This window comes from Flavobacterium sp. N1994, assembly GCF_025947145.1.
GTDB lineage: Bacteria > Bacteroidota > Bacteroidia > Flavobacteriales > Flavobacteriaceae > Flavobacterium.
The window spans coordinates 2,073,961-2,093,930 of record NZ_CP109999.1 but is presented as its reverse complement, the minus strand read 5'-3'; the positions used below and the strand labels follow the sequence as shown (position 1 = coordinate 2,093,930).

Here is a 19,970-nt window from a genome sequence, read left to right as displayed (position 1 = left end):
ATACTATTATGATAAAAAAACTAAGCCTAATTCTATTGCTATTATCTTCATATTGCTATAGCCAGGAAATAAATACTGATATTAGAGAGTATAAATCTTTTAAAGAAGGAACTACTTATTTTGTAATGTCTAGTGATAAAAAATACAATAAGATTGTTAATGACATTTTGACTAAATATTGGACAGTCAATAAATTTGAAATGATCAAATCAAATCAAATTGAAAATTTAAAAGGAGATGGTTCGTTTTTTGTGGATCAGGTTGAGTACAGTTTTTCGAGAACTGCTGGTACCACAGGAGCTTTAAATATGGCATATGGAGTGACGAAACTGGCAATGTTTAAAGATTTCAAAAAAAACACACCAAAAGACTTGATGTCGTTGGTACAAATAGATAAAATATCTCCATTGGAAATGCTTTTTTCAATACAGATGATGCAAAGCCAAATTAATTTTGTTTTTGATTTGAATAAAAAAAAGGATCTGGATATAAAAGATTATCTGGATGAAGTAAATGAAAGAAACAAGAAAAGGATACAAAGCAAAACACTTTATGTAACCCGTAATGGTATGAAAGATGAAATTGACCATGAAGAGGGTTTAAAAAAAATTTACAATTATAAATTTATTTTCACAACCCCTGAAGATATACAAAAAGCTATCGAAGATCAAAATGAAGATGTTGTGTTTACGAAAGTAATTAATTATAAAAATTTAAAGTTCGTACTTTTTATTTGTGCAAAAAATAGTGAGCTACTATATGGCAGAGTGATGACAGGATTTAATCAGCAGGAAATAGGGCCTAAATTTTTCAAAGATATCAATGATTAAGTAAGCAGTATTAGTAAACAAAAACTCCCAAGATGTCTTGGGAGTTTTTTGTTTAAAGTAATTTATCCTTCTTTACAAATCAAATTTAATTCCTTGTGCTAAAGGCAAACTTGTAGTGTAGTTGATAGTATTCGTTTGTCTTCTCATGTACACTTTCCATGCATCAGAACCCGATTCGCGTCCGCCACCGGTTTCTTTTTCACCACCAAAAGCACCGCCAATTTCAGCACCAGAAGTTCCAATGTTTACATTCGCAATTCCACAATCAGAACCTGCAACAGAAAGGAAGGCTTCTGCTTCACGCAAATTGTTAGTCATAATAGCTGATGATAATCCTTGAGCTACTCCATTTTGAACTTCAATAGCATTAGTTACATCGCCTGAATATTTTAATAAATATAAGACAGGAGCAAAAGTTTCATGTTGAACAATTTCAAAGGAATTATTAGCTTCGGCAATCGCTGGTTTTACATAGCAACCACTTTCATAACCTTCTCCTGAAAGAACGCCACCTTCTACTAATATTTTACCCCCTTCTGCAACTACTTTAGTTAAGGCGTTATTATACATTTCAACCGCATGTTTGTCAATAAGTGGTCCAACATGATTGTTTTGGTCTAATGGATTTCCGATTCTTAATTGACCGTAAGCACCCACAATAGCATCTCTTACCTTGTCATATATACTTTCGTGAATGATTAATCTACGAGTAGAAGTACAACGTTGTCCTGCTGTTCCAACTGCTCCAAAAACCGCTCCGATAACTGTCATTTTGATGTCAGCATCTGGAGTAACAATGATAGCATTGTTTCCACCTAATTCTAATAATGATTTTCCTAAACGAGCTGCACATGCTTGAGCAACAATTTTACCCATACGAGTTGAACCTGTTGCAGAAACTAGTGGAATTCTTTTGTCGTGAGTCATTAATTCCCCCACTTTATAATCCCCATTAATCAAACAAGAAATTCCTTCTGGAAGATTGTTTTCTTTCAATACTTCGGCAATGATATTTTGACAAGCGATTCCACATAGAGGTGTTTTTTCAGAAGGTTTCCAAACGCAAACATCTCCACATATCCAAGCTAGAGCTGTATTCCAAGCCCAAACAGCCACTGGAAAATTAAATGCAGAAATGATTCCGACAACTCCAAGGGGGTGATATTGCTCATACATTCTGTGACCAGGACGTTCTGAGTGCATCGTTAATCCGTGAAGTTGACGTGACAAACCTACTGCAAAGTCACAGATATCTATCATTTCTTGAACTTCTCCATAACCTTCTTGCAATGATTTTCCCATTTCATAAGAAACCAATTTCCCTAGAGCTTCTTTGTTTTTACGCAATTTTTCTCCAAACTGACGCACAATTTCTCCTCGTTGAGGCGCTGGCATTAGTCGGAATGTTTTGAAAGCTTCGGTTGCAGTTTGCATTACTTTTTCATAATCGGCAGCAGTAGAAGCTTTTACTTTTCCGATTAATTGGCCATCTACTGGCGAATGCGATTCAAATACTTCTCCGTTAGAAAACCAATTGTTTCCTGTGGAAGTTCCTTCGTTTATTTCTTTTACACCTAGTGCTTTAAGTGCTTCGGTCATGCCGAATTGTTGCGCAATTGTTGACATTATATTATAGTTTGTTTGTTTGTAAAATGTATTGACTGCAAAAGTAAATGATTATTTTGAATTTTAGCCCAGATAGGAACGGCATCCTTTTTATGATTGCTAAATCATAAAAAGATATAGTGGATAGCTGGAATAGCTTCTATAAATAAATTTTGATTGTTATTCTGGCGTAAATCTTGGGTCAGTTTCCATAATAGTACCACATTTAGAACAAGTTCTTAAGTGCTCAGAAGTATAGAAATGTTCAAAGTGCTGTAGAAAATCTTTTTCGATATCGGTCAATGGGAAATAGACTTCGTAGAGTTTGTGATTGCAACTATCACAGAACCAAAGCAAACCATCTTTTGCATCAGAGCCAACCCGTTTACGCTCTATGACTAATCCAATTGAACCTTCAGTTCTGCTAGGAGAATGTGGGGTTTTAGCAGGATGCAGATACATATCTCCTGCCGAAAGTGTCATAGCTTTCTTTTCACCATGGTCTTGAACATATACCGTAATGTCACCTTCCAACTGATAGAATAATTCTTCGGTTTCGTTGTAATGATAATCTTTTCGGGCATTAGGACCCGCAACCACCATAACGATATAATCTTCAGAATCAATATATAAATTTTTGTTCCCTACTGGCGGTTTTAGTAAGTGACGGTTTTCTTCAATCCATTTGTTGAGGTTGAACGGTTTTGCAATAGCCATGGTAAATTATTTTGACGAAATTACAAAATAAAAAAGTCCCAATATCATTGGGACTTTAAAAATTTATTTCGTTTCTTTTATCAGATAAATATAAGAAGGGAAGTGATCACTATATCCAACTTCTGTCATACTATGCCTTAGCGGATAGCCTTTATATTGACCGACGGTACTTATCATAAATGGCTTGTTGTAAATTCCAGCTTTCCAATAACGGAAACTTGAAAAATCTTTTTGAATTAAAGTTTCGGAAACCATAATTTGGTCAAAAATATCTCCAGCATCACGATAAAAAAGAGTCGCATTTCCTTTGTAGAACATTTCTTCAAACGGATTGTAAACACCAAATTGTTTCACCTCTTCTCTTTTACGCATAGCGCCAACACCTTCTTTTACACTTTTGTTGTATGTTCCGTCATTTAAATCTCCCATGTTGATGATTTTAGCATTTGGGTTGACTTTGTAAATGGAATCCATTATTTTTCGATCTAATCTACCAGCGGCCTCACGGAAAGGAGAACTTTTCTTTTCACCACCAGAACGAGAAGGCCAGTGGTTTACAATAATATTTATTTCATCTCCATCAAGTAAACCAGTTACCAATAATACATCTCTAGTAAAAACTCTATCTAAGTCTTTATCTACCTCAGATTTGTCATCGGCAGCATCGTCTTTGTCGTTTTTTTCTTTGACGTTATTCTTTAATTGGTTTTTGTATATCAACAAAGGAATGTTTTTATAACTAGTAGGCTTGAAATGTTTCTTTTGGTACAATAAAGCCACATCAATTCCTCTTTTATCAGGAGAATCAAAATGAACAATGCCATAATCTTTATTGATTAACAATGGTTCTTTTACCAAGTCCTCTAATACTCCACGGTTTTCAATTTCGGCACCACCAATCAATGTTGGAGAATTATTTGGATTCTCAGTGGTACCTATTTCAGATAAGACCCTAGCCAAATTTTGTAACTTTTGATGGTATTTTTTTGAAGTCCAGTTTTGAACGCCATTTGGTAACCACTCTTCATCCATGTTTGCTTCATTAATAGTGTCGAATAAGTTTTCAAAATTGTAGAAGGCAACTGTATGCACTATATACTTTTTTGCTTGGCCATTTGCGCCAAAAATTGCGAATAAAACAAAGAAAAGAGCTATAAACTTTTTAATTCTCATAAAATGTAGATTAATTAATTGTCAAGTTTTCTACAAACTTGATGCCAAATGTATATAATATTATTAAAAGATGTACATTTGTCAGCTTTAAGTTTTTATTAAGACTTAGGGTAAGGAAAAATTAATATAAATTTTATTTATGAAAAAACTTGTTATTAGTACTTTATTTGTAATGCAGGTGGTTTTTGTTTTTGCACAAACAACAACCGGAATTAAAGGGAAAGTTGTAGATACTAAGACCCAAAAAGCTCTACCAAATGTTGTTGCGACTATTCAAAACACAAATTTAACAACCTTAACAGATGCAACAGGTGCATTTACATTTAAAGAAGTACCGTCAGGTAGTCAATTAGTGCAAATTAAATCAGCAGGATACAAAGATCAGTTACTTTCAGTTGATGTTGAAGCAGGAAAAATGTTAGATTTAGGAGTTATAGTCTTAGAAGAAGATATTTCTGTAGATCAGCAAGTTGCATTAATAGCTATTACAGATAATGATTTAGGAGATGACAATAGTGGATCAGAAAGCACTTCTAGTTTATTACAAGCTTCTCGTGATGCCTTTCAACAAGCGGCCGCTTTTAATTGGGGGCAAGCTAGATACAGAATAAGAGGTCTTGATAGTGAATATGGAACTACCATGATAAATGGTATTATGATGAATAAAATTTATGACGGGAGACCACAATTTAGTAATTGGGGAGGTTTAAATGACGCTACTAGAAATCAGGAATATACTTTAGGTATGGCTCCATCTGATTATTCTTTTGGTGGAATTTTAGGAACCAATGAAATCAATACTAGAGCGTCATTGTATAGACCTGGGAATAGATTATCTGCAGGTGTTACCAATACAAATTACTCAGGTAGATTAATGGGAACTGTAGCTTCTGGTATGAGAAGAGACGGTTGGGCCTATGTAATTTCTGCTTCTAGACGTTTTACAAATGAAGGATTCTTTGAAGGAACTACCTACAATGCAAATTCCTTTTTTGCCAGTGTAGAAAAGAAAATAAACGACAAACACAGTTTGAACTTTACCTCAATTTTAGGACAAAATGTTAGAGGTAAAAATTCTCCAAACACACAAGAAGTTACCGATTTAAAAGGTGAAACATATAACTCTTATTGGGGTTGGCAAAATGGTCAACACAGAAATTCAAGAATTAAAACTGTTGAAGAACCAATATTAATATTAAGTCATTATTGGAAAGTAACTTCTAAAACTAATTTAAACACTAATATTTCGTATCAATTTGGTAAAGTTGGAAATACTAGACTTACATATCAAGGTGGTGATAATCCAGATCCAACCTATTATAAAAACTTACCGAGTTATGAAACTTCATACTATGATACCAATGGAAACTATTCTCCAGATTTCGCTGAAGCAGATTTAAAAAAGGCAGCTTTTTTAGCAGATGGACAAATCAATTGGGACGGTTTAGTATATGCTAATCAACATAGTGGAGACGGTCACAGTTACTACACCTTATATGAAGATAGAACGGATGACAAACAGTTTACAGCAAATACCGTTTTAAACTCTCAATTATCAGATCGTATTACCTTTAATGCAGGAGCAACTTATAGAAATTTGACTTCTCATAATTACCAAAAAATGCTTGACCTTTTAGGAGGTACGTATTTTAGAGATGTAACTCTTTTTGGGGTTGGGTTTAACCAACAACAATCAGATCTAAACAATCCAAATAGAACTGTTGTTGCTGGAGATACATTTGGTTACAATTACAATCTAACTTCAAACAATATAGACGCTTTCACGCAGTTCAAATTTGTTTACAAAAAAGTAGATTTCTTCTTAGCACAAACATACTCTCGCTCTGAATACCAAAGAGAAGGATTGTATAAAAACGGATATTATCCAACTAACTCATTTGGTACAAGTGACAAGGTTACTTTTGACAACTTCGGATTCAAAGGAGGTCTTACTTATAAAATTACTGGGAAACAATATTTTGTTGTTAACGCAGGGTACATGACAAAAGCGCCTAACTTGAGAAATACATTTAATAATGCAAGATTAAATAATAACACAACGCTTAATCTTAATAGCGAAACTATCACATCTGCAGACGCTAGCTACATTATTAATAGCCCAAAACTTAAAACAAGATTAACAGCTTATTACTCTTCTATTAAAAATCAAACGGAAACTTCTTTCTTCTTTGGAGATGGTGCCGGAATAGATGACCCAACTACAAATGCTAATGAAAGTAATGCATTCGTTGCCGAAACAGTTTCTAACATCAATAAAAGAAATATCGGTTTAGAGTTTGGTATGGAATATCCAATCCTTTCCATTTTAAAGGTAACAGCAAGTGCTGCTTATGGAGAGTTTATTTATGATAACAATCCAAATGTGTCTTTAAATATTGATGCATTAGCTTCGGGAACAAATACTTCTCCTGTTGTTAATTATGGTGAAGCAAAACTTAAAAACTACAAACAAGCTGGAACTCCACAAACTGCGGCTTCTGTAGGATTAGAATACAGAGACCCTAAATTCTGGTCTATTGGTGCTAATATAAATTATTTGGCAAACAACTATATTGATGTGGCTCCAATTACTAGAACAGCACGTTTATACGATGATCCAATTTTTTCTCCAGGAGTGCCAATCCCAGGGGCTTCAGAAACGATAGCAGCATCATTATTAAAACAAGAGAAATTTGATGATTTCGCTTTATTGAATCTTAATGGTGGAAAATCTTGGAAAGTGGGCAAAAACACTTTTGGATTTAATGCCAGCATAAGCAATGTATTAGATGTAAAATACAAAACAGGTGGTTTCGAACAAGCAAGAAACTCTAACTATACTCAATTAGTTCAAGACAATACGCCTCATGTTAATCCTAATAACCCAGGAGCTGGTGCAGTAGCTACTCCAGCTTTTGCTCCAAAATACTTTTATGGCTACGGAAGAACATTTTTCTTAAATTTATATATTAATTTTTAATAAAAAATACTATGAAAACAATGAAATGTAATGCAGTTCTTTTTGTTAGCATGATAGCTTTAGTGCTTTCAAGCTGTACAAAAGATAGTGATGTTGAAGTGCCATCTGCCAAAAAAACTATTTTTGCAGAAAACTTTGATGATAGTAATTTAGCAACTACTGGATGGAGTAGTTTTGCTCAAATAGGAACCAAACTTTGGTCACAAGGCTCATACAATAATGATGGATACGCTCAATTTAGCTCCTACCAATCAGGACAACCAGTTAACGTCTCTTGGTTAATTTCACCTCCTATCAATATGGATGCTCAAGAAGGAGAGAAATTATTTTTTCAATCATGTCAAGATGGTTTTGTTCGTAATATTGATAACTCAATTGAACTTTATGTTTCTACCGATTATGATGGAGTATCATTTAATAATGCAGGTTGGGAAAAAGTCTCTTTTACTTTTCCAACACAAAACACCAAAAAATATGTATATGTTGATTCAGGAATAATCGATTTGTCATCTTATAGAGGAACATTGTATTTTGCATTCAAAGTGAAAGGAACATCATCTCTAACAGGAGGTTATCAAGTTGATAACGTTAGAGTTTTTTATTAATAAATTATTTTAAATAAAATGAAAAAAAGCATATTAAAATTAAGCTTACTTGTTGTTCTTTTTGCAGCTTTTTCAAGTTGTACAAAAAGTGATACATTCGATAGTGTAAGCCAAGAGGTGCAAACGTATTCTTTTACACCAACAAAAACAGTTGCTCAAGTTATCGCTGCTGGTATATCTGCAACACCAACCGTATATACTGGTGATGATATTATTGAAGCTTATGTTACATCTACCGATGCTGCTGGAACTTTTTACAAGTCTATTTCTCTTCAAGATGTTCAAACTGCCGATGGAACTCCAATAGGATTTAGTGTAAGTGCTGACCAAACTATGCTTTTCCAAAGAGGTTTTTTTACGGGTAGAAAAATATATATCAAATTAAAAGGTCTTGCTATTGCAAAGGTAAATGGTTCAATGCAAATTGGTCTTGTTGATCCTGCTGATTCTACTCAGTTAACAGGAATTTCGGGAACAGTATTGGCCAACTATTTATTCCCTTCTGCTACTATTGTAGACGAAAGCAAATTGCTTAGACACATGTCATTAAGTGCAGCTGCCTCAGATGCAGTACAGAATACCTTAATTACTATAGATAATGTTCAGTTTGCAGATAATTCAATCGCAAGAACTTATTTCGATGTTGATTCAGGCGGCTATGCTACTAATCATGATATTGTTGATGCAACTTTAGGAGGAACTAGATATTTTTGTAGAATTAGTCAGTATGCCCCATTTTCAGTTAATAATGTTCCTACAGGTAGAGGAAGTATAACAGGAGTAATGACTAAATACTCATACGATTATCAATTCATTGTAAGAAGTGAAGCAGATTTTCATTTGACGAATCCAAGAACCTATAATTTTCCTGCAACTGTAAATGAAAATTTTTCTAGTTATCCAGCAACTTCCAACTATATTTATAAAACTTCTTTTTCCAATCCATTGGCAAGTTCATTGTCATTTGTATCCTTTCCAAAGTATATAAACTTTGCAAATGTTGGCACTACTAAGAAGTGGTTTGTTAAATCTGGAGGTTATTTAGAAATGTCCTCTTTTGGTGGTGAAGTTGAACAAAATAGAACCTATTTTATAGTTCCAGTTGATATGACAGCTGCCAGTACTTTTAAGTTTGACATCAAAGCAGGCTTTTATACAAATGGATTAGGACTTAAAATTTATCGAACTGTTGACTATGTGCTAGGAATGAAAATTTCTGATGCTACTCTTTATGATATTACAGGTAATTTTTCATTACCAACAGGTTCAACAACTACATTCTCTAGCTCAGGAGTTTATAACATTCCTGCTACTGTTACAGGAAACGGTTATTTTGTATTTGAATATACAGGGACTAACATTTCAACAGCACCCCCTGTTACCACAACTGTTGATATAGATAATATCGTTATTAATTAATCATATAGTACTTTAAATAAAAAAGAGTCCCGATCATTTCGGGACTCTTTTTTTATACACTTATTAGTGTTTAAAGCAAATGAATCACATAGCCAAAGACAAATCAAAATAACGCTAATTAAGAGCTTGTTTTATCACAACCCAACAATGTGACTTTATGTTCAATTTAACACATAAAAAAAGGCTTTAATTCGCCCGCAATCTCTTGCCTACAATAGTCGGACCCCCATTTCTTACATTCGCCTCCTGATTTGCTACATGCATCTCCTGACTTGCTACATTCACTTCCTGACTTGCTACATTCACTTCCTGATTAGCTACATTCACTTCCTGACTTGTTAAATTCACCTCCTGATTTACTACATTCACCTCCTGATCAGCTACATTCACTTCCTGACTTGTTAAATTCAACTCCTGATATAGTCATTTTAGTTCCTCACTTAACTCTTTCTTCTAAAAGAGCATCATCAATGCTTATAAACAAAAAAAATCCCGTTAAAATGAATTAACGGGACTTCTTGTTTTTTAATTATTTTGATCTTACTTCACAATCAAGAATTCAGAACGTCTGTTTTGTGCATGTTGTGCTTCAGTACAATCTTTTCCGCAATCTACTTTTGGTTCTAATTCACCCATTCCTTTTCCTGAAATTCTATCAGCAGCAATTCCTTTCGAAACAATGTATTGAACAGTAGATTTTGCTCTTCTATCAGAAAGTGATAAGTTGTATTTGTCGCTTCCTCTGTTATCGGTATGTGATTTTGCCATGATCACCATTTTATCATTGTTTTTCATCACCTGAACTAGTTTGTCTAACTCAAAAGCGCCTTCCTGTGTGATATTGCTTTTGTCAAATTCAAAGTAAATAGGCTTCAAAATAATTTCTGTTTCTGTTACAATAACGTCGATAGGTTGTAAAGCAGCAGCCACAGTAGCAGATGGCCCTTTACTTTTAGTCACTGCAAAAGTACTGCCTTCATACCCGTCTTTTGAAGCTTGCACTACATAAGCGCGGTCACATTCCACTCTATATTTTACTTCACCTTTAGCATTAGCCATTTCAGTAGCGATAACATTTTTCTTGTCATCCAATATAGAAACGCTAGCATTAGCTAAAATAGCCCCTGTTTTAGCGTCTGTAACTACAATTTGAACATCTACACCACAAATCGGACTTACAGCGAAGATATCGTCGTTTCCATTACGATTACTAGATAAGAAACCTGCTTTTTTACTTTCATTAAACGTGAAAGCAAAATCATCTTTCTCCGTATTTACTGGTTTACCCAAATTACTAGCTTCAGAACCATTAGATAAATCTATTTGATACACATCTAAGCCACCAAATCCTTGTTTACCACTCGAAGCAAAATATAATGTTTTGTTATCATCGGCTATAAAAGGAAAAGTCTCATTGCCTTCGGTATTTACTTTTACCCCTAAGTTTTGAGGTTCACCATACGTTCCGTCTGCATTAATAGCTACTTTCCAAATATCTGTTCCACCAACACTTGAAGGTCGGTTTGAAGAAAAGTACAATGTTTTACCATCACGACTTAAACTTGGATTACTGTTGGAAAAGGTTTTATCATTAAACGGTAAAGCCGTAATGTCTCCCCATTTATCTCCAGTTTTAACCGCTTTGAATAAGTACACTTGACTGAATTTAGCATTGGCTTTTTTATCTTTTTCCGATATTTTTTCTTTAAAACTCTCACTGGCAAAGTAAGCCGTATTTCCATCAGCACTAATAGTGATTGGACCATCATGCCATTTAGAATTTAAATCGGTTAGTGGAGAAGCATTGGTGATAGTGCCATCAGCATTGTAATCTGCTTTATAAATGTCTAAGAAAGGCTCATCTGTCCAACCATACGTTTTTCTAGCTCCGTTTCTAGCGCTAGCAAAATACAAACTGTTGTCGTAAAGCACCGCTCCAAAATCAGACTTATCGCTACTGATATCAGAAGGATTAACATTGTATAATTTGGTTTTATCCAATAATCTTGGAACGTAATTAGGATTTTCTTTAAATGCCTTAGCTCGAGAATCACTTGGAGCTGCAGCCGCAAACTTTTGCATTTGTTTGTTAGCATCCTCATATTTCCCATTAGCTTTTAGCATTTGAGCATAGCGGTAATATGTTTCGGCCTCTTGATTAGTCTCTGTAGCTTTGGCATACCATTTAACAGCTTCCGTAGAATTAAACATGTTGTAATAGGTATCGGCTAATTGTTTGTAAACGTAAGGGTCTGCTTTGCCGTTATCAACCAATTTTAGATATTCTTTGGCTGCATCAACATATTCAAATCTATTGAATAATTTATCAGCTGATTTAGTGTTTTTATTTTGCGCCGAAACAGTAAGACTGATGACCACAAAACTTAATGCTATATATAGATTTTTCATTTTTTAGAAGTACTTTAGGTTAGAAATATCTTGGTGAACGTGATACTTTTTTCGGGAAGTTCAAATCAAATAATAGCATGAACTCATGAGAAGCTGGTGCTACTACTTTTAAATCAGAGATGATGTGATCATAAGCATATCCGATTCTTAAACTTGGTGTAATGGCAAAATTCACCATAGCCCCAAAAGAGTCTTCCAATCTATAAGTTGCTCCTAACTCTAACTTATCATAAAACATAAAGTTTGTAGAAACATCAAAAGATGTTGGTGCGTTAACTGACGATTTTATCATGGCAAAAGGTTTGAATTTTAAATTCGGATTTAAATCAAACACATACCCTCCAGTTAAGAAATAATGTATGACATCCGTCCCGTATTGTCTTCCATTGAAATCTAAATATTTAGATCTTAACATGTTTGGAACAGAAAAAGCGATATAATATTTATTGGTATAGTAGAAAAGTCCTGAACCAATATTTAAAAACGTACTATTCGGATTTGATGCATAAAACGGATCACTCGTAGAAGGATTAGGCAACGTTGGGTAAATCGTTGCAAAATCAATTTTATGCATAGTAGCTCCCGCTTTTAAACCAAAGGCTAATCTATGTTCTCCTCCTAAATTTAGGGTGTATGAGAAATCACCATAAATGTTGTTTTCTTCAACAGGACCAATCTTATCTGAAATTACAGAAAGTCCCAAACCAACATTTCTACCCACAGGACTATGGAGAAAGAAGGTACCTGTTGTTGGCGCTCCTTCTATTCCAACCCATTGGGCTCTGTAAAGTAAACCTCCAGATAAACTTTCTTTTGAACCAGCATATGCCGGATTTATCACACTCATGTTATACATGTATTGCGTGTAATGCGGGTCTTGCTGTGCTTTTAACTCGGTAATCGCTAAAGCCAATATCGCAATGAAATATAGTTTCTTCATTTTGTGTTTGTTTTTATTTTGAATACAAATTATCTAATGTGTTATTGAGCTCTATTGATATAAATCCATCCCGTTTTGGTCTCGCCATTATTTCTGTCTATTACATAATAATACGTACCATCTGGAAGTTCATCACCATTGTCAGATTTACCACCCCATTCGTTTAAGTAGTTATCACGAGTGTAAACTTTCATACCTAATCGGTTAAAGATAGTAAGTTTTTTAACACCAAAACCAGTTAAATCAAAAGTGTCATTTAATCCATCATTGTTCACGGAAATACCTTTTTGTATAACACAAAATACGGTTTCTACATTAAAAGGTGGTGATTGGGTTGAACAACCGTCAACAGTAACGGTTACGGTATAGATACCAACGGTTAAAACAGTTATACTTTGTGTATTGCCAACGAGTGCACCATTGGAATCGTGCCAAGCATAAGTAGCTGTTAGAGGGTCAAAGGAACTATTTGTAGGATTAGCGGTTAAAACATAATTTATACTCTGACAACCACCAACAAGGTCAATCGTTACAGGAGGTATTATCATTACTTGTGCAGTATTACTTGAAGCCACTTGACAAGTTGATGTATTAGCAGGAACAGCGTAAGTTATAGTATATGTACCTGGTGTACTATTTGCAAGATCTATTACACCTGTAGTACTATCAATTGATAACCCTGTAGTTGAATTATATGTACCGCCAGTTGTAAATCCTGTTGTTAAAGAAGGTGATTGTAAATTAACACTATCATTAGAACAGAAAGGTGTGCTATAACTAAAACCAGTTACTGGAGTAATTACAGGATTGATTACAATATTAAATGTATTTGTACCACCAATCAAACAGGTCGGAGCATTTGGATTTGATGTATACGTTATTGTGTATGGACCAGGAGTACTAGTAGCTAAATTAATCACACCAGTAGTACCGTCTATTGATAATCCTGTTGATGAAGCAAATGTTCCTCCTGTCGTAAATCCAGCAACTAATGTTGGAGATAATGTAGCTTGTGCATTTGCACAAATAGGAGTTGTATAGGTAAACCCAAGTATTGGATTCACAATAGGATTTATAACAATTGTGAAACTTGAAGTACTAGCTAATTGACAAATTGTAGCATCCAATGGGACATTATACGTTATCACATAAGTTCCAGCAACTGTATTGACTAAATTAATCTCACCTGTAGTAGGATTTATATCAATGCCTGTTGCAGGATTAGAAGAGAATGTTCCACCAATAGTAAATCCTGTAGCAGAAGTATCTGGAATAGGATTAGTTGTTGCATTTTGACAAACAGGAGTTGTATAGCTAAATGTCGTAATTGGAGTTATCACAGGGTTGATAACTATATTAGAAGTAGCACTAGTAGCAAGAAGACAACTTGTTCCAGGAACTGTGTATGTAACGGTATATGCGCCCGCTGTGCTTGTGGATAAGTCTATCACACCAGTCGTTGTATCTATTGTCAAACCAGTTGTTGAACCAAAAGTTCCTCCAGTTGTAAATCCAGCATCTAATGTTGGAGATAAAGTGGCCTGAGCATTTTGACAAATAGGAGAAGTATAACTAAATCCTAACACAGGTGTTATAACATTAGTAATAACTACTGTAAATGTAGTAGTACTATACGATTGGCATGTTGTAGGATTAAATGCAAAAGTATAGGTAATATCATATGTTCCAGCCGTTGTATTAGCTAAATTGATTTCACCTGTTGTAGGATTAATATCGATTCCAGCTATTGGGTTAGAAGAAAATAGTCCACCAATAGTAAATCCTGTAGCAGAAGTATCTGGCAAAGGATTAGCAGTTGCGTTTTGGCAAATAGGTGTTGTATATGTAAACGTAGTTACTGATGGCGTAGCGTTAATAGCATCAATAAGTACATTAACAGGAGCTGATAAACAGCCAGTCACTAAATCCTTAACAATTAAAATGTGATTTCCAGCAGCTAAATTATTAAAAGTTAAACCAGCTTGAAAAGTTACTCCATTATCAATACTATATTGATAATTTGAAGTGGCTAAGGAATAAATTCCTACACCGCTATAATCTTCAGTAGTTGCTGTCCAATCGACAACCGTCCAATCTGCTGGATTAAATGTAGTACTAGGATGGGTTGACGAAGCTAATCTACTATAACTATATCCTGATTGATTCAATGGTGTAAATGCTACACCATCTGTTCTTCCCCAAACATCAATAACAGTATTGGATAAAGTTGTTAGTTTAATACAATCATCCTGATTTACTCCTGTACAACCTGCGAAAGTTTGATTAGGGACAACACCAGGTGCATTGGTGTTTCCACCAACAGCAACAACAAAAGTACTGTTGTTATTTACTATACCAGATAGTGTATTATCACAAACAGTAGTAACCGTAGACGAGCCATTATTAAATGTTCTTAATTTGTAATTACTCAAATTAACTGGTGCTCCTGTTCCATTGTAAATTTCAACATAGGTTAATGAACCAGTAGTGGCATCAGTAACTTGAGATATAAATAAATCCCCAGGAGTTGACCCAGTGGTTCCAATCGGGCTTAAAACAGTAACTGAACCAGTTGGAGTCGTACACGCGGATAGTGTAGGCGTTGAAAATGTAGGTGTTGGTACACTATTTATGGTCACTTGGAATGATTTTTCATTAATACAACCATTAGCTCCTTCAGCATAAATGAATACTGTTTGTGAACTTGTTAAAGGCACCGTAGGATCTATTGAACCTACTCCACCAGTTTGTGAAAAATAATTACCAACAGCCAATGCAGGAAGCGTGTAAGAATAACATGCCGCTACTGGCAAAGGTTGAACAATAGTAGGCAGTGCTAAAATTTCAACCTGAGTTGTTGGATCTCCTGTAGTACAAACAGAACCTGGAATACCATATTTTACAGTATATATACCAGGAGAACTCAAACTTGGATTAATGTCACCAGTTGTTGGATTAATACTTAAACCAATACTTGGTGTTGCAGAATAAGTTCCTCCTGGCGTTCCAGTTTGAGTAACAGTTTGAAGTGTTGTAATACTTTGACAATATGATGGAGCTGAATAGCTAATTGTAGCTGCTGTAGGTTCTACAATGCTAATAGAATAAGATTGTGATTTTGCTAAACAAGAACCTGATGCAGCAACAGTATTTGTAATCAAGTAGTTTCCTGGTGCACTTGCAGCTAAATCAACTTCCCCAGTAGCCGTATTAACAAATACTAAGCCAGGATTCAAAGTTGATGAGAAAACACCAGCTTGAGAACCAGCAGTAATTACTGCTATTGGATTAGAAGTTCCTGCTTGTTTACAATAGGAAACAGGAGAATAAGTAAAATACGCATTTGGACAACAGAAATAAACCCCTGCGCCAGGATCAGTAGAATTTGTTTGAGTTAAACTAACATAACCTGGATCATCAGAATAATTAGTAATTAAAATTACATAAACTTGTCCAGCAATGGCATTCACAATGTTTAAGTTTTCAATTGACGCAGCCGAAAAACTACAACCAGTTGTTAGACTTATAGGGACACCTATACCCGGTGCTAAAGTAGGAGGATTACCAATAGCCGCACAAGCAGTTGCGGTGTCAGTAAAAGGCCCCCATGCAGCATAATCAACATCAAGATTAGGAGTTCCACCTTGTGTAGTTGACTGTGTTAATAATAAATTAATTGGTCCACTCTGTTGAATGTTTATAGTATAATAAGTTGGGTTCGGTGAAGAGGATAAACAACCTATAGTTCCTTGACTAGTAATACCTGTTGTATTTTGATAACTTAAGTTCTGACATGCAGACTGAGAGGATATGCAGCTTGCAGGAGTAGAAATACACAAGTCAAATGTAGAGGTTTGAGGAGTATTTGCATTAGAATATACTCTTATATAATAAGTTTGGCCTATAGTCAATGCATTTACAACACCTGTAAGGTTATTGGCAGTGCTACAAAATATTCGTGTTAATGCACCACAACTACCTGAATATACTGCAAAGTTCAAATTGGTTGTTGATCCTTGAACATTCAGTAAAGAAACAGTTAAGAAAGGATTAGTAGCTACAAATTGGAACCAAGAGTCATCATCAGCAGTTCCAAGACATGGTGCAACTGCTCCAGCAGATGCAGTAGCCCCAGCAACTGTACCAGATGTAATTTGTTGACAAACAGAAGAAGAATTTACAGGAGCAAAAATAGCTCCAGCACACTCATCATTAATGATTAACGTCAAGAAATCTTTACCAGCAGACCAAGCACTATGGTCAGTAGAACTACATACGGCTCTAACATAAAATGTATATTTTGTCGCTGGATTTAAACCCGTTATTAAAGCTGGATTTGAAGAAACTATTATTCCTGTTGCTGTTGGCAAAGGTGCAGGTGAACCAAATGGTAAAACGAGAACTTCCCATTGAGAAGCAGGTACAATATTAGTATCAGACCAACCTAATAAGGCAGACGTAGCAGTGATATTTGAAGTAGTTAAAGTATTAGGTTTTAAACAAGTTGGCGGCGGTGCACAATTTACTGTAGAATTCCAACCTCCATTTTGTCCAAAACCATCACTTCTAAAAACAAAAGTTAAACAACCACTAGGGTTTGTTGCAGTAAATGGACCCGGTAAAGCACCTCCTGTTAAAGTACCCCAGTATGAACCAGCTAAACCTCCTGGAACATTTCCAGCCCCATTAGTACTTGGGAGTAAAGTTGCAGGATTCACAGTATTTCCATCATAAACATAAAGACCATCCCATGTTGCTTCAGTATCAAATAATGTAAATGTTACAGTAACGACATCTCCTGTGTTAGTAGGACATATAGTTGTTGTAATATTAGAATTGGCAGCATAAGGATTTGTTGTTCCACCAGCATCAACAAATGTACCTCCGCAAACAGGTGGAGCAATTAAAGTTGTTATAGTTTTAGGAGTACAAGGCCAAGCGCTAGTTGCTGAGCCACAATTAGCTCTTACATAAATATCATAACAAGTTGTTGGATTTAATCCAGTAAGAGTGTATGGTGGAGGTGTAGTAACATCAATATACCCAGTTGCTGCTGCTGTTGGTGCAGCTGAACCACAAGGTAATGCTAACACTTGCCAAGCAGAAGCTACAGAAGTATCAGGATTTACTGGTTGTGTCCAGTTTAGCACAACTGAATTGTGAGTAACTGTATTTGTGGTTATTGCAGTTGGTAGTCTACAAGGAGGAGGTGGTCCACAGGTTATATTGGATACCCATCCAGCATTTTGACCAGAACCATCACTTCTAAACACAAAAGTTAAACAACCATTAGGAGCCGAAGAAGTAAATGGACAAGGAATCGTTGTTCCCCAATATCCTCCAGCTAAGCCCCCTGGTACATTTCCAGCACCATTATTACTTGGAATTAAATTAGCTGGAACCACAGCATTTCCATTATAAACGTATAGGGCATCCCAAGTTGCTTCAGTATCAAATGATGTAAAAGTTACAGTTACAACATCTCCTGGATTAGTTGGACATATTGTCGTAGTAACATTTGAATTGGCAGCATAAGCATTAGTTGTTCCACCAGCATCTACAAAGTTACCACCACATATAGGTGGCGCAGCTAACGTTGTTATAGTTTTAGGAGTACAAGGCCAAGCGCTAGTTGCCGAACCACAATTAGCTCTAACATATATATCATAACACGTTGCAGGAGTTAACCCTGTAAGGTTGTATGGTGGAGGTGTAGTAACATCTATAAAACCAGTTGCTGCTGCTGTTGGAGCAGGTGAACCACAAGGCAATGCTAGTACTTGCCATGCAGAAGCTACCGAAGTATCCGGATTGGCTGGTTGTGTCCAGTTTAATGTAACCGAATTGAAAGTAAGTGCACTTGAAGCTATTGCAGTTGGTGTTCTACAAGGTGGAGGTGGCGCACAAGTAATATTGGCAATCCAACCATCACGTTGTCCAGAACCATCACTTCTAAAAACAAAAGTTAAACATCCGTTAGCATCTGAAGAAGTAAATGGACAAGGAATTGTTGTTCCCCAATAGCCACCAGCTAAACCACCTGGCACATTTCCAGCACCATTGCTACTAGGAATTAAATTTGCAGGCACAACAGCATTACCATTGTAAACGTATAAAGCATCCCATGTAGCTTCAGTATTAAATGCTGTAAAAGTTACCGTTACTACATCACCAGGATTAGTTGGGCATATGGTTGTAGTAACATTTGAATTGGCAGCATAAGGATTTGCTGCTCCACCAGCATCTACAAAATTACCTCCACAAACTGGAGGCGCAGTACCTGTGGTAAAAGGCGTTGATGCTGCAGACCATTCACTAGTGTAACCTGTAGAACATAATGCTCTAACATAATATTTATAGGTAGTGTTCGGAAGTAAACCAGTAACAATATAAGGTAATGTTCCATTGTAAATTGTACCCGTTCCAGTTGGAGCACCAGTACCTTGAACAATTTCTATTTCCCATGAAGTAGCACCACTTGGGTTAGCCCAGTTTAATGACGCCCCATTTTGTGTAATCCCAGTAGTAGCTGTAGGGGAAGGAACTAAACATTTTGAATTGATACTAACATTATCAACTAACCAACGATCACCGGCAGTAATGGTAGTTGGTTGAGTAATTATTTTTACAAAAGTCACATATACATTTTGACCAGCGAAAGCTGATAAATCAACTATTTTTTCTGTGTAAACATTAAAGTTAGTTACAGGTATAATTAAATCTGCTTCTGTCCATTGCTGGACTAAAGTTGTATAGGCAGCAGGATCTGAAGGAGTTGCTGTTGCTGGAGCCACTTTTATTTGATAAATAGTTCCCTGATCTCCACTAGTAAACATTCTAGTAAAAAAGTGCAACTCTCCATTGGTAGGAATGAGAACGGATGGAGTTGACAAATAATCTTCAGAAGTACTTCCTTGATTTATTTGTTCTCTATTTACATAAGCACAATTAGTTCCCTGATAAGGGAGTACTGTTGTAGAACCTGTGGGATTAAGACCCCAGCTTTGTCCAGAGCCGACATTGGTTGGCGTATTTTTTTCAAAAACAGACCATGTGCCTGTTCCTAATGCCCACGTTGTTGGGAGTGGTCCAGCGACTGGACCTGTTGTGTTTTCAAAACCTTCTAAAGCCAATTGGGAATAACCGCTAATAGAAATGAATAAAAACAATAATTGTAAAGTAAATTTTTTCATGAAATGAAAATTTTAGTTGTTTGTGGAAAAATTAAAATTTTGAAGTCCAAATTTAGCAAAATTTATGAAATAATTAGGAATATTAATTTTTTTGATAAA

11 protein-coding genes are annotated in these 19,970 nt (G+C 35.5%); 4 read left to right on the top strand and 7 right to left on the bottom strand.

What is annotated here, in order from left to right; translation table 11 throughout:
• The first annotated feature begins 8 nt into the window (after window positions 1-8).
• The gene (locus OLM53_RS09255) at window positions 9-830 is read left to right on the top strand and encodes a hypothetical protein (RefSeq protein ID WP_264519947.1); all 822 of its coding nucleotides are present in this window, start codon (window positions 9-11) and stop codon (window positions 828-830) included.
• Between the two features lie 72 nt (window positions 831-902).
• Here the strand turns inward: OLM53_RS09255 and OLM53_RS09250 are convergent, their stop codons facing one another.
• The 3 genes from OLM53_RS09250 to OLM53_RS09240 all read right to left on the bottom strand — a co-directional run bounded on the left by OLM53_RS09250 (window position 903) and on the right by OLM53_RS09240 (window position 4,325).
• Entirely contained in the window at window positions 903-2,456 is a 1,554-nt protein-coding gene (locus OLM53_RS09250; protein WP_264519946.1) for an aldehyde dehydrogenase family protein, read from the bottom strand.
• Window positions 2,457-2,615: 159 nt separating this feature from the next.
• Window positions 2,616-3,152, bottom strand: a complete 537-nt coding sequence (locus tag OLM53_RS09245; protein ID WP_264519945.1) for a 3-hydroxyanthranilate 3,4-dioxygenase — start codon at window positions 3,150-3,152, stop codon at window positions 2,616-2,618.
• Window positions 3,153-3,215: 63 nt separating this feature from the next.
• Window positions 3,216-4,325 (bottom strand): endonuclease/exonuclease/phosphatase family protein, encoded by a 1,110-nt coding sequence (locus OLM53_RS09240; RefSeq protein WP_264519944.1) that lies wholly within the window; start codon window positions 4,323-4,325, stop codon window positions 3,216-3,218.
• A gap of 139 nt (window positions 4,326-4,464) precedes the next feature.
• Between OLM53_RS09240 and OLM53_RS09235 the strand changes: the two genes are divergently transcribed.
• The 3 genes from OLM53_RS09235 to OLM53_RS09225 are packed head-to-tail and all read left to right on the top strand — an operon-like array spanning window position 4,465 to window position 9,329.
• Entirely contained in the window at window positions 4,465-7,305 is a 2,841-nt protein-coding gene (locus OLM53_RS09235; RefSeq protein WP_264519943.1) for a TonB-dependent receptor, read from the top strand.
• Between the two features lie 11 nt (window positions 7,306-7,316).
• Window positions 7,317-7,910: a DUF5017 domain-containing protein gene (locus OLM53_RS09230; RefSeq protein ID WP_264519942.1), complete on the top strand. Its 594-nt coding sequence runs from the start codon at window positions 7,317-7,319 to the stop codon at window positions 7,908-7,910.
• 18 nt (window positions 7,911-7,928) lie between these two features.
• Window positions 7,929-9,329 (top strand): DUF5689 domain-containing protein, encoded by a 1,401-nt coding sequence (locus tag OLM53_RS09225; protein ID WP_264519941.1) that lies wholly within the window; start codon window positions 7,929-7,931, stop codon window positions 9,327-9,329.
• Window positions 9,330-9,515: 186 nt separating this feature from the next.
• Here OLM53_RS09225 and OLM53_RS09220 read toward each other — a convergent pair whose 3' ends face one another.
• The 4 genes from OLM53_RS09220 to OLM53_RS09205 all read right to left on the bottom strand — a co-directional run bounded on the left by OLM53_RS09220 (window position 9,516) and on the right by OLM53_RS09205 (window position 19,871).
• Window positions 9,516-9,740 (bottom strand): hypothetical protein, encoded by a 225-nt coding sequence (locus tag OLM53_RS09220; RefSeq protein ID WP_264519940.1) that lies wholly within the window; start codon window positions 9,738-9,740, stop codon window positions 9,516-9,518.
• A 129-nt stretch (window positions 9,741-9,869) separates the two neighbouring features.
• The gene (locus OLM53_RS09215; RefSeq protein ID WP_264519939.1) at window positions 9,870-11,738 is read right to left on the bottom strand and encodes an OmpA family protein; all 1,869 of its coding nucleotides are present in this window, start codon (window positions 11,736-11,738) and stop codon (window positions 9,870-9,872) included.
• A 19-nt stretch (window positions 11,739-11,757) separates the two neighbouring features.
• The gene (locus tag OLM53_RS09210) at window positions 11,758-12,678 is read right to left on the bottom strand and encodes a type IX secretion system membrane protein PorP/SprF (protein ID WP_264519938.1); all 921 of its coding nucleotides are present in this window, start codon (window positions 12,676-12,678) and stop codon (window positions 11,758-11,760) included.
• A gap of 41 nt (window positions 12,679-12,719) precedes the next feature.
• Complete coding sequence (locus OLM53_RS09205; protein ID WP_264519937.1) at window positions 12,720-19,871, bottom strand: fibronectin type III domain-containing protein; 7,152 nt, start codon at window positions 19,869-19,871, stop codon at window positions 12,720-12,722.
• Window positions 19,872-19,970: the final 99 nt, after the last annotated feature.